The sequence below is a fragment of the Enterococcus sp. DIV1421a genome, assembly GCF_051711025.1.
GTDB classification, from domain to species: Bacteria; Bacillota; Bacilli; order Lactobacillales; family Enterococcaceae; genus Enterococcus_B; species Enterococcus_B hirae.
On the sequence record NZ_JBIOLU010000001.1, the window covers coordinates 282,931 to 295,413 of the forward strand.

At 37.5% G+C, this 12,483-nt stretch carries 10 protein-coding genes; 3 read left to right on the top strand and 7 right to left on the bottom strand.

The annotated features are described in order from the left end of the window. Positions 1–9: 9 nt before the first annotated feature. The 3 genes from IGK21_RS01330 to IGK21_RS01340 are packed head-to-tail and all read right to left on the bottom strand — an operon-like array spanning position 10 to position 3,977. A complete protein-coding gene (locus tag IGK21_RS01330) occupies positions 10–1,032 on the bottom strand; it encodes an aldose epimerase family protein (protein WP_181914776.1) in 1,023 nt (340 codons plus the stop codon). Next, positions 1,025–1,690, bottom strand: coding sequence for a beta-phosphoglucomutase (gene pgmB, locus IGK21_RS01335; RefSeq protein ID WP_181914777.1), 666 nt, complete (start codon positions 1,688–1,690; stop codon positions 1,025–1,027). The genes IGK21_RS01330 and pgmB overlap by 8 nt, the downstream gene beginning before the upstream one ends. Beyond that, positions 1,683–3,977, bottom strand: a complete 2,295-nt coding sequence (locus IGK21_RS01340; protein ID WP_181918526.1) for a glycoside hydrolase family 65 protein — start codon at positions 3,975–3,977, stop codon at positions 1,683–1,685. Before IGK21_RS01340 ends, pgmB begins: the two co-directional genes overlap by 8 nt. Before the next feature lie 306 nt (positions 3,978–4,283). On the opposite strand from IGK21_RS01340, the gene IGK21_RS01345 reads away from it, so the two are divergent. Continuing rightward, the gene (locus IGK21_RS01345) at positions 4,284–6,461 is read left to right on the top strand and encodes a PTS transporter subunit IIBC (protein ID WP_181914778.1); all 2,178 of its coding nucleotides are present in this window, start codon (positions 4,284–4,286) and stop codon (positions 6,459–6,461) included. Positions 6,462–6,714: 253 nt separating this feature from the next. After that, positions 6,715–7,548, top strand: coding sequence for an endonuclease/exonuclease/phosphatase family protein (locus IGK21_RS01350; protein ID WP_010736923.1), 834 nt, complete (start codon positions 6,715–6,717; stop codon positions 7,546–7,548). 117 nt (positions 7,549–7,665) lie between these two features. On the opposite strand, the gene IGK21_RS01355 is transcribed toward IGK21_RS01350, so the two are convergent. The 3 genes from IGK21_RS01355 to IGK21_RS01365 all read right to left on the bottom strand — a co-directional run bounded on the left by IGK21_RS01355 (position 7,666) and on the right by IGK21_RS01365 (position 11,062). Further along, on the bottom strand, positions 7,666–8,400 hold the full coding sequence (locus tag IGK21_RS01355) for a hypothetical protein (RefSeq protein ID WP_034866747.1): 735 nt from the start codon (positions 8,398–8,400) through the stop codon (positions 7,666–7,668). Positions 8,401–8,619: 219 nt separating this feature from the next. Further along, the gene (locus IGK21_RS01360) at positions 8,620–10,236 is read right to left on the bottom strand and encodes a hypothetical protein (RefSeq protein ID WP_371126270.1); all 1,617 of its coding nucleotides are present in this window, start codon (positions 10,234–10,236) and stop codon (positions 8,620–8,622) included. Positions 10,237–10,531: 295 nt separating this feature from the next. Beyond that, positions 10,532–11,062: a phenolic acid decarboxylase gene (locus tag IGK21_RS01365; protein WP_010720253.1), complete on the bottom strand. Its 531-nt coding sequence runs from the start codon at positions 11,060–11,062 to the stop codon at positions 10,532–10,534. A gap of 103 nt (positions 11,063–11,165) precedes the next feature. Here IGK21_RS01365 and IGK21_RS01370 point away from each other — a divergent pair, with 103 nt between their 5' ends. Continuing rightward, on the top strand, positions 11,166–11,717 hold the full coding sequence (locus IGK21_RS01370) for a PadR family transcriptional regulator (protein ID WP_034699266.1): 552 nt from the start codon (positions 11,166–11,168) through the stop codon (positions 11,715–11,717). Positions 11,718–11,890: 173 nt separating this feature from the next. Here IGK21_RS01370 and IGK21_RS01375 read toward each other — a convergent pair whose 3' ends face one another. Then, a complete protein-coding gene (locus IGK21_RS01375; RefSeq protein WP_010720251.1) occupies positions 11,891–12,370 on the bottom strand; it encodes a MerR family transcriptional regulator in 480 nt (159 codons plus the stop codon). Positions 12,371–12,483 lie beyond the last annotated feature (113 nt).

The following is a 12,483-nucleotide window of genomic DNA, read 5'->3' on the forward strand; positions in this document are numbered from 1 at the left end:
ACCTCTTTTCTAGACTTGCTTTTCATTTAAACGATGAAATTGATAAGTGGTAGAGCAAATTTTTTCTTGTCCCGGATATAATGCGATTGACCCAAATTCAGGGAAATGAACGGCATCAGGAAGTTCTTGTGGTTCAATTGCCAACCCATAATTTGAGTGCATTTTTTGGCCATTGATTAAAAAATCTGCTTCAAATCCAGTCGTAGAAAATAATACCATACTTTTGCTCGTCGTTGCTATAGACAACTGGCGACCAGCTTGCTTTTCGGTCAAGGTAAGTATTTTCTTCGTTCGTTTAGGCGTACTTAAAACAAAAGCATCATCTAGTCCGTTTGGATCATTCGTTAAAATTTCCATTAGCGAATGTGGGTGTTTAAAATTAAGCGGTAAGTCGCTGAGAGCGATCACTTCACCAGTTGGTATTTTTTCGTGATCTAAGGCTAATATTCCATCTGTTTGGATCGTTAGTTCATGATCGTAGATATCTCGTTTGCCATTGCCAGAAAGATTGAAATACGCATGATTCGTTGGGTTGCAGATGGTTTCAGTCGAGCTGCTTGTCTTGGTGATCATTTCTAATTTATTTTGAACAATCTGATACGTAACGGTTGCGGTGATCGGACCGGGATAACCGGAAAAAGTATCCTGCAAATAAAAAACAACACCGATCGCTGTAGGAGTCTCAAAAACTTCTACCTCCCAATACTGAAATGCCCAACCGTTTGAACCACCATGGATATGGTGATTTCCTTCGTTTTTTTCTAGCTGATGATCAGCCCAAGAGCCATTTTTAATTCTGCCAGCGACTGGTCCAATCGTTGCCCCAAAATAGCTTTGATCTTTTAAAACGTCTTCTAAGGAATCATAAGATAATAAGACATTTTCTAAGTGACCATTTTTATCTGGAGCTAGAATTTGATGAAGCCTTGCCCCGTAGTTGAGAAGAACGACTGTGAGTTCGTCGTTCTTCAATGTGATTTGCTTCAAGTTGGTGTTGGGAATGGGGATCACAGTGATGGAAGGTTTAGACATACTGTGTCCACTCATTTTTTAAATAGTCTAGTGTAAGGCAAGTCGTATCAGGTACGACTGGGATATCTTTTCCAAGATCTTCTATTCGTCCAACACCAATTGGAAATGCCCCGCTAGCACGGATTGCTTTGATCCCAGATTGTGCATCTTCGATCCCGATGCATTCTTGTGGGGATAAGCCAATTTCTTTTGCGGCCAATAAGAAAATATCGGGAGCCGGCTTACCCAGTTTGATCGTTGCAGGATCGGCAATTGCATCGAAAAATGGCGTTAATGCCATTTTAGCAAGGAGGAAAGGTGCGTTTTTACTAGCTGAAGCAAGGGCAATCTTGATCTTGTTTGCTCTCAATTCTTCAAGTAATGGCAATATCCCTGGAAAAACATCTGTAGGCGTGATCGCTTGAATCATTTCAAGATAGTACTCATTTTTTCTGTGCGCTAATTCTTGAAATTCTTGTGGGGAAAACTCACTTTCTTTTTGTCCGTAGGAAAGCAATAAGCGAAGTGAATCTTCTCGACTAACCCCTTTCAATTGTTCGTTGAATGTTCGATCAATGGGAACACCGATTTCCTGACCTAATTTTTTCCAAGCGCGATAATGAAACTCCGCAGTATCTGTAATCACCCCATCTAAGTCAAACAAAACTCCTTTAAACATCTAATTCCTCCTTACGCAAAGGTACCTTTAACTGGTCTTCTAAAAGATACGTTTTTTCGTACACCTTTAATGGGCAACTTTCGCCTGATACTAAGGTCAATTGCACCTGTTCACTAGACACCGAAACAAATAATAAACGACCACGATAATTCACATGGAAGGAGTAGGCTGTCCACGTGTTTGGTAAGAAAGGAGCAAAACGTAACTGTTCGTGATCTGTTTTCATTTGAGCGAATCCTTGGACGATTGCGAGCCAACTACCAGTCATCGACGTGATGTGTAAGCCGTCTTCGGTATCGTTATTATAATTATCTAAATCAAGGCGGGCTGTCCGTTGATACATTTCCACTGCCTTATCCTCCATACCTAATTCAGCAGCTAAAATGGCATGGATGCTTGGTGAAAGGGAAGACTCATGAACGGTCATTGGTTCGTAAAAATCAAAGTTTCGTTGTTTTTCTTCTTTACTAAACGAGTCGTTGAAGAAATAGATTCCTTGTAGCACATCCGCCTGCTTAATGAAACAAGAACGCAAAATTTTGTCCCAAGACCAATGTTGGTTTAATGGAAGCTCGCTAGGAGATAGCTCTGATACCGGCAATAATTCTTTATCTAAAAATGTATCATGTTGGACAAAAATACCTAATTCTTCATCTTTAGGAAAATACATATTTTCTGCAATGGTTTGCCAATTCGTTAGTTCTTCGTCAGTGATCGTTACAGTAGTTTCTGTTTGGAATTTTAAATAGTTTTCCCGGGTATACGTTAATACCCAGCAAGCTATCGTATTGGTATACCAGTTGTTATTGATGTTGTTTTCATATTCATTCGGACCAGTCACGCCATGGATCATATATTTGTTATGACGTTTTGAAAAATGAACCCGATCTGCCCAAAAACGAGCAATCTCAACTAATACTTCTAACCCTTCTTTTTTCAAATAATCGGTGTCACCTGTGTAGTTCGTATAGTTGTAAATCGCATAAGCAATCGCACCGTTACGATGGATCTCTTCAAAGGTAATTTCCCATTCGTTGTGGCATTCGACTCCTGTAAAAGTAACCATTGGGTACAAAGCGCCTTTTAATCCTTGTTGTTGGGCATTATGAATAGCTTGTGGCAATTGATTATGGCGATATTTAAGCAGATTTTTTGTCACTTCAGGTTTTGCTAAAGCAAGATATAAGGGGACAGCGTAAGCTTCCGTATCCCAATAAGTAGCACCTCCGTATTTTTCTCCTGTAAAGCCTTTGGGTCCAATATTCAAACGTTCATCTTCGCCGTAGTAAGTAGAAAATAGTTGGAAAAGATTGAAACGAATCCCTTGCTGTGCTTCCTCGTCACCTTCGATCACCACATCAGCCAGTGCCCAACGTTTGCTCCAAGCAGTGGTTTGTTCTGCTTTTGCTTGCAGATAATGACTTTGTAAGTCACTAAATTCTTGGAGGATCTGTTGGACTTGCTGTGCTTCGGGAATGTCACGGCTCGTCAATACAAGCACTTCTTTATCAAGTGTCACGGATTGATTCGTTGTTAAGTCGAAAGAAAATTCCCCAAGGACTGCTAATGTATCTTCGTGGTAAATTGGTTGCGCTAATTCTTCATTCACGAAATGTCTCATGGCAGCTGTTACGGTAAATTGTTCGATCGCAAAATTATTTGGAATCGTTTTGGTCATTAAGTAGGCTGTTTCATCAGAAGTACCTCGACCGATTTCATTCCAAAAATGTTCATCATAGTTACTATCTTCATTTTGAACGTTACTATCCAATTTAGAGATGACTTTGACCGTGCCATTTCCTTCGAGCATCGTAACTGTTAAACGAATATAAGCAGTTTCGCTTTTGACGATACTTAAAAAACGTTCAAAGGTGATCTTTAGTTTGTTAGTTGCAGTCGTTACTGTGTAACTACGTGATAACACGCCGTTTTTCATATTCAATTCCCAATAAAAGTCTTCTGGTTCGATTGTAGCAAGGTCTAATAATTGCTCATCGATATAGATATCCATGGCAATAAAATTGATTGCATTAATCACTTTGCCAAAATATTCGGGATAGCCATTTTTCCACCAGCCAACACGAGTCTTATCGGGGTACCAAACCCCAGCTAAATAAGTTCCTTGATGATGATCACCTGAATAGGCTTCTTCAAAATTCCCTCGCATGCCCATGTATCCGTTACCAATACTAGTTAAAGATTCCTGTAAACGGAGATTTTCCCGATCTAATGTGTTGGTGCTGATCTTCCAAGGATCAATTTGAAATAGGCGCTTGATTTGTTTCATTGTACTCCTCCTAGATAATTTCATTGATACGTTTATAATAAACGCAACCGATTGCGTAAGTCAATATAAATAAAGCAGAATTTTTTAGCGGGGATTTAAAACAAAGAAATGAAAAGATAATTTTCCTGGAAAACATTAACTGTTTTGTTAATAAGTTACTACTAAATGCGAAAAGAAAATGATTCTTCTGATAGCGACTGTTTGGGTGGAAAGTGAATAAAATCAAAAATAAAGCATTTACAAAAAAAGAAACAAGGGCTATAATAACTAACAACGAAACCGATTGCATAAAGGAGAGTAGGAGTTATGAAGAAATTATTTAATTTTGAGTTTTGGCAAAAATTTGGGAAAGCTTTAATGGTTGTTGTGGCAGTGATGCCAGCTGCGGGTTTGATGATCAGTATCGGGAAATCTATTCCATTGATTGATCCCGATTTAGCTTTTTTAGTAACAACGGGTGGTGTCATTGAAAATATTGGTTGGGCGATCATCGGGAATTTACATCTGTTGTTTGCTTTAGCAATAGGTGGAAGTTGGGCAAAAGAGCGTGCAGGTGGTGCTTTTGCAGCAGGGATCTCATTTGTTTTGATCAACCGGATCACGGGAGCGATTTTCGGAGTGACGAGTGAGATGCTAGCAAATGAAGATGCCTTTACCCATACATTATTTGGCACGAAGATCATGGTCAAAGGATTTTTTACTAGCGTATTAGAGGCACCTGCGTTGAATATGGGCGTGTTTGTAGGGATTATTGCTGGTTTTGTTGGTGCAATGGCCTATAATAAATATTACAATTATCGTAAATTACCTGATGCGTTATCTTTCTTTAATGGAAAACGATTTGTTCCATTTGTAGTGATTCTTTGGTCAACGATTGTAGCTTTAGTATTGGCTGTTGTCTGGCCAAATGTCCAAGCAGGTATTAATAATTTTGGTCTTTGGATCGCTCAGTCACAAGAAAGTGCACCGGTTTTAGCGCCATTTCTTTATGGTACCTTAGAAAGATTATTGTTACCTTTTGGTTTGCATCATATGTTGACGATTCCGATCAATTATACGCAATTAGGTGGCACGTATGAAATCTTATCTGGTGCACAAGCAGGAACGCAAGTCTTTGGACAAGATCCTTTATGGTTAGCTTGGGCTACTGATTTGGTGAATTTAAAAGGTGCGGGGGATTTATCACAGTATGAATTTGTGTTGAACAACTGGACACCAGCTCGTTTTAAAGTGGGGCAAATGATTGGTTCTTCTGGTATTTTGATGGGGTTAGCTTTAGCTATGTATCGAAATGTTGATCTTGATAAAAAAGCACGCTATCGTTCCATGTATTTCTCAGCTGCATTAGCTGTTTTTCTAACAGGGGTTACTGAACCATTAGAATTTATGTTTATGTTTGCTGCAGTTCCACTTTATATTGTTTATTCTGTGATCCAAGGGGCAGCATTTGCAATGGCAGATTTATTACCGTTACGTGTTCATTCCTTTGGAAACATCGAATTGTTAACTAGAACTCCTCTAGCGATGAAAGCGGGACTTGGTGGCGATTTGCTTAACTTCGTCATTTGCGTCATTTTGTTTGGAGTCGTTACGTACTTTGTGGCAAACTTCATGATCAAAAAATTCAATTTTGCTACACCAGGGCGTAATGGTAATTATGATAGTGACAGTAACGATAGCAATGGGAATGGAGAACAAACGACAGTCCAAGCTGGCACGTCAAACCCACAAATCATCAAAATCATTCACTTATTAGGCGGGAAAGATAATATCAAAGATGTAGATGCATGTATGACACGGTTACGTGTGAGTGTAGCTGATCGTGAGAAAGTAGGTTCAGAAGAAGAATGGAAACGTGCAGGCGCTATGGGGCTAATCGTCAAAGATAATGGTGTACAAGCTGTCTATGGTCCAAAAGCCGATGTATTAAAATCAGATATCGAAGATTTGCTTCAATCGGGGGCGCCTATCCCAGCTCCAGTAGGAGAAGTTGTTGTTGAAAAAGAAACAGCTAATAATCAAACGTTAGGTATACGAAAAGAGTTGCAGACTGTAGCAGCTGGTGAAGTGATAGACTTGGCAACAGTCAATGATCCTGTTTTTTCAAAGAAAATGATGGGGGATGGCTTTGCTGTTATTCCAACGACTGGTGAAGTTGTGGCACCTATTACTGGGAAAGTAGTTAGTATTTTTCCAACCAAACATGCTATTGGAATGGAAACAGAAGAAGGTGCAGAAGTACTAATCCATATGGGAATCGACACAGTCCAAATGGATCAACCAGCTTTTGAAATCCTGGTAACAGAAGGTCAAACCGTTGAAGCAGGAGCAAAACTGGCACAAATGAATCTAACCGAAATCAAAAATGAAGGAAAAGATATAACGATTATGGTGGTATTTACAGATGGGAAAGTCAATGAAATGATTCTCAAACATTTAGGACCAACGGAATTAAGAACAGTAATTGGCGAAATAAAACTGTGATCATTATAAAGTGACTCAACAATAATGAGTAAGATGACCAGTACCAAATTTAATTCCTTATTTGGTTCCCGATAGTCAGTTTTTCTGTTTCTCAAATAAGTCTGAAAACACGAAAACGCTATACTTCGTTTTTGAGTTCTCAGACTTATTTTTTTGAATATCTGCGAGCGGGTAAACAATCACAGCTAATAATCCATGGCTATCCTATCATAAAAGAAATGAAGTAAGTTTTAATAAATAAGGAGAATTGAAGATGAAGATGATGACTTTGAATACACATAGCTGGTTAGAAGAATCACCAGAAGAAAAGATGCGCCAGATCGTAGATAAAATCTGTCAAGCAGATTATGATGTGATTGCTTTACAAGAAGTCAATCAATTAATCACTTCCGAAAGTATCGTGAATGAAGAATTAAACAAATTTTGTCCAGTTATAGAACAATCGCCCGTCCATGTCGATAATTTTGCTTATTGTTTGGTGCGCTACTTAGCCAAACAAGGGAAAGACTATTATTGGAGTTGGGAAATGAGTCATGTCGGTTATGGGATTTATGAAGAGGGGAATGCGCTGCTTTCTAAGACACCACTAACCAGTGAAGCAATCTATGTTTCTGAAACAAAGCAAAAAGAGGATTACCACACTCGGAAAATTTTGATCTGTCAGACGATGATCGATGACCAAACAATCACTCTAGCAAGCTGTCATTTTTCTTGGTGGATAGATGAAACGAAGGGCTTTGCTTTTGAATGGCATTGCTTGATGGAACACTTAGCTAATCTCTCAAATCCGCTGTTTTTAATGGGGGATTTTAACAACCCAGCAGGAGAGGCAGGCTATCGCTTGGTTGAAAAAAGCCCTCTTGCGATTGTCGATTCCTATACTGTTGCCCAAGAAGTTCATGGTCAGGCAACCATTGAACAGAAAATCGATGGATGGGAAACGAATACAGAGCAGTTAAGAATCGATTATATCTATGTACCACAGGAATTCTCAGTTCCTTTTTATCGTAGTATTTTTGATGGAAAACAAGAAATCATTGTAAGTGACCATTATGGAGTAGAGATAACGGTCAGCCCCATTCAATAAAAATGATCAAAAAGACCCGTGGAAAGAAAAATGGATAAATCCTTTCTTTCCATGGGTCTTTTTGATTGCAGCAGCTTCAGCTACGTGCAGAAATTTGATTAGATAATGAAATGACTGTTAGTGCGATGGGAAGCACCAAGGAGGAAGGCAATAAAATTCTCTGTTTCTTTGGTCTCTGCATTGTTTTTTTAACTCGGCTGGACTTTTTTTCCGATTGGCAGAAATGAATTCTCGGACATTTTTCAAGGAGTCGGACTCTTTAGTTACCGGTGTATTTTTTTGTAAATTGGTATTATGTAGTACTTCCTCATGTAAAATATCAAAATGGTCTATAAATCGATCTTTATCGGAATCGGTTAGAATTGGCAAGTTATCTAAAAGATTCAAAAGTACAACGAGGGAATCTTTGATTTTAGGCTCATGAGGTTGCAGAACTTCACCGCTAGGCTCACGATGTGGCAGTTCATTAATTAACTGCTCTATGATGCTTGTCAGCTCTTTTACCTCTTCAGGAGAGTTTGCAGTTTTTTTTAAAATGTCTAAAATGGTATTTCTTTTAGAATAATCTTGGTCATTAATACAAGTTGATTCACTCGTTGACCGAACATTTGAAATGGGCGTAGGTGATCGATCACCAATTACAGTTACATATAGCGGCTCAGTCTTACTATTTGGCAGCTCATACAGCTGTTCATTAGTTGATTCTTTAATTGATAGCGAATCCTCAGGTAGATCTTTAAGTATCATTTCAAGGTGAGACTCAGTATTAAGGGTAGTATTCGTAGATTGATGAACAAAAGCATGTCCGATTTTTTTTTTCAAAGTCAATTGTCGATTCGTTGTTTGAGGCATATGTATCACTCCTTCTTTTCTGTATTCTAGTATAGTTTATAAAAGAAGAGAGTAAATAAATATTTTTTCTTATGTTTAGAAAAAAAAGTAGCTACTAACACGATTCGTTTATTAGGACTACTATATTTGACGATTTGTTTGCTATTTTATAAAAAGGTATAAAAAAGAGACAGCTTCCGTGTTGAGAATTTCTCTTTTTGATCCACAGAAGCAAGTCCCTTATTTTTTAGTTATCCTCCCAACCTGGTAACGATTTTTGACAAAGAGTCCGATCAAAACGAACCAACCAATCAGGAAGAATGCCATCACAAAGTAAAAGAAAATTGGTAAATCATAATAGAGAGTGATCTCATTGATTCCATTGTGCTGTTTGACGATAGGAGTACCGATATCTGTTAATTGATAATCTGTCAATTTTTTGCCGTGTTGCAGTAACACTGTGCGGTCATAGACAATGACTGGTAAATGGACAGTTTCTTCCCCAGTGTTTTTCCATTTGATCGTTAAACGTCCTCCAGGATGAGATTTAATGAACGTGGTTTCTCCTTCCAAGATTTCTTCATTATAGCGATCATATTTATTTGCTTTAGTTTCATGATAGATTGGTAGATAATCGGGTGTTGTCTTTTGAAAAACGAATAAACTAGTAGACATATCATGGTCATAAAATGTTTTTCTTGCCTCTGCTGGTGTATCAAAGAGATACGTGTGACGGCTGACAAATGTTTCGTCTTGCCATTTATCCAGATGCTGATAGAGGTTTTGGATCGTTTGTGCAGAAGCGACAAAGAGAAATAGGACACTCAACGCACGATACCAATTTTTCTTTTCCCATTGATTTAGCGCAAGTGCTAAAAAGAGTAGAAAGAGCAAGGTAAATGGGACAAAGAAACGAAAAGGAAACTGGATCAAGCTTACGAAAGGTACCTCTTTTTCCACTAGTGTTGTCCAAGGGATCAAACTGGTTGAAAGTAGGAAGAATCCAAGACTTGTGCGTAAAAGTAACTTTGTAAAAATGTCGTAGTGACGGCGGAAAAGAAGATACAGTATTAGTCCGATCAATAAAAAAATTGGAAAAATCTTGGGATACGCTAGCCAATAGCTGCCATCCAGATTGATTGCTTTTTGGCTCATTTCTCGGTTGACAAAAGGTGGCAAAATCTTATTTCCACCATAGACGATAGCTAATCCTGCCCAAATATTTGCTGTTAGTACAAAATAAAAGAGGACAGATTTGATCAGTTGCCCGATTGCTTTGCCTTTTTCTGTCTGAGTAAAGAAATAATAAAGATAAAAAGGGATATACATCAGTACCAACATAACGGTGGACAGTAAGTGGATCTGAGTCATCAGTGCAATTGAAAAGGTAACTTTCAAGACAGGAAATTTTTTATGAACAACAAAGTCCACTAATGGAATCATGCATAAGGGATAAAAACAGGTGCCCCAACTGGTAAAGCCCTGATTGATTGCCCAATATTGAATGGAATAAGTCGTCATAAATAATACCGAGATTGGTATGCTGACCCATTTTTTCACCTGTACATAATTCAATAGTGTCAACATCGACCAACCAGAAATCACAAAGAGAATAAAGTTTGATAAGATTTGATAGTGGAACCAACTGCCTGAAACTAAAACGATCAAGCCTTGAAAATAAGCAAACAACGGACCATAGATCGCATTGACGATACGCCCGCTTTGCTGAAATCCATACATGGAAGGGAAATAATGGAAATCCCAATTAGCGAATTGTTCAGCGGCATCGTAAAAACGGTTATAATGAAATGGTGCATCTGCTCCAATGATAAGGTCATGTGTTAGGATATTTGGCATAACAAATAAGAATGCAAATAGTAAAATTGTCAAATACGGAACATATTTTTTCAATTGTCATACTCCTTTTTTGATAGTGTAACTTATTTAATCATAAAGCTTACCTAAAAGAGTGGCAAGAAATTCGAAAAAATATGAAAAAAATTATCATTATTACAGGAAATTTTCAAAATACATCCTTTGTTGCTCGCTTTATTTAGATCAATAGTTAATTAAAAAAACAGCCATAGTATGAGATGCTATGGTTGTTTTTCCCTATTCGTATAAGACTAATAGTCAAATCTACGAATGATTCTTATTTTATCCGTTTATAGTTTTTATCAAAATAACGACCTTCTCGGATATCACTAGGCATTCCTTCATAAGGAGCTTCACTAATGACATCTTCATTATTGAGACCAGCAGCGCCCATATAAGTAATGTTAGCGAACTCTGGTACTAACAATTTTGGATAAGTTTCATATTTTTCACGTGCTGCTTCCATCTCAGCTATATGTTCATTTTGGAAAGTAACTGTGATCTCAGGATGTTCTTCAACCCATTTAGGAAAGAAAATCGTTCCATGTAATTTTTTTTCATTGGGCATGAAATCCAAGGCCACGTCAGTACCAGTTGGTTCAGTCCAAGTAATTTTGAAGACGCCATCTGTTAACTTAACGATATCTGCTTCTTGATCTTTGACCCAACGGCCTTTGACCATTCCGCCGTGAATTCGATAGTCGACAGTATGGTCATTTTTAGCATACCATTCATATTCCCAACCATTATCGTACGTATAAATAAAGTGTGTACCGATAAAATCTTCTAGTTCTTTAAATTCTTTCATGAAACAACAGCTCCTTTTAAATTAAAACATGTAATAAAGTACATGTTTTTGATTACGTGATTATGATAGAATGAATAAAAGGATTTGTCAAGGAGGAGAGAGCATGGCGAGAAAAAATACGCTACGCTATATTTTGTTAGGATTGTTGAGTAAAAAAAAGATGACAGGCTATGAATTAAACCAATCGTTCAAAAATGAAATCGGTGAGTTTTGGCAAGCGAAGCATAGTCAAATTTATCCTGAATTAGCAAGAATGGAAGAACGAGGGATCATCAAACATGAAGTTGAAATTACAGGGATGAAATTGGAGAAGAAAGTCTATCAATTAACGGATGAAGGAAAGGCATTGTTAAACGAATGGATTCGGACGCCAACGAATGAATTACCAGTCAATCGAGACGAGTTTGTGTTGAAATTATATTTTGTGAAAGATGTGAATGATCCGATGTTGAGAGAGATCATTGAGCAGCAACGGGATCTCCATGAAGAAAAGCGAGCACATCTATTGGCACGCCAAGAGAGGATATTTCCAACAAGAAAAGAACAAGAAGAAAATTATGGGCACTATTTGATTTTATCCCATGCGATCAATCGAGAAACAGAATATGCGAATTGGTTGACGAGCGTATTAGAAGAGCAAAAAAGACAGAGATAATAAATGGAATAGAGAATAGAAAATAAATTTTATTTTTTATTTTATTGATAGTAGCAAACTGAAAAAGATAGAAAAGAAGCAAAAAATGTAGTCGATTATCGTCAATTTCTTAAACTGTTTTGGTAAAACACATGAGAAATTGGGATATTTGACTACATTTTATTTTCCATTGCTTAAAGATTTTTCAATAATTGTTCGAAATCAATTTTTTCGCTTACGGGGACAATTTTATACGTGAGTTCATCTGTTGCTTCATCGTGGATGATATAAAGTTTTGAGTCTTCAGTTGTCTCTTTGAAATCACCGATTAATAAAACAGTATATCTTTCATCAATCAATTCGATTTCTTTGATTGCTTTGGAAAAAACTTTGCGGACATGCTTCATTTTTTTTAGACGTTCTTCGGCTTTTTCAGCTGATTTGTTCAACGTATAGCCTTCATCTAAATATTTTTTGATAATCTCAACCTTGATAACAGTAGGTAATTGATATTTTCGAGGACAATTCACACCAGTAGAAACGGAACGAATGAATTCTTTTTGTTCCCAATATCGTAACTGACGTGGAGACACACCGACAATTTCACTTAGTTCACTGATTCCTACCAGTAAATGATCATTTTCTAATAAACGTTTCAGGGATGCTCCTACCATTTTTGTCCCTCCTTTTGTTGTCTAACTTTCCTTAATTATACTTGGGATAACTTATGTGTCAAGTAGGTTGACAAATGAACGAAATAGGACTAAAGTATTCAAGTGGTTTCAGA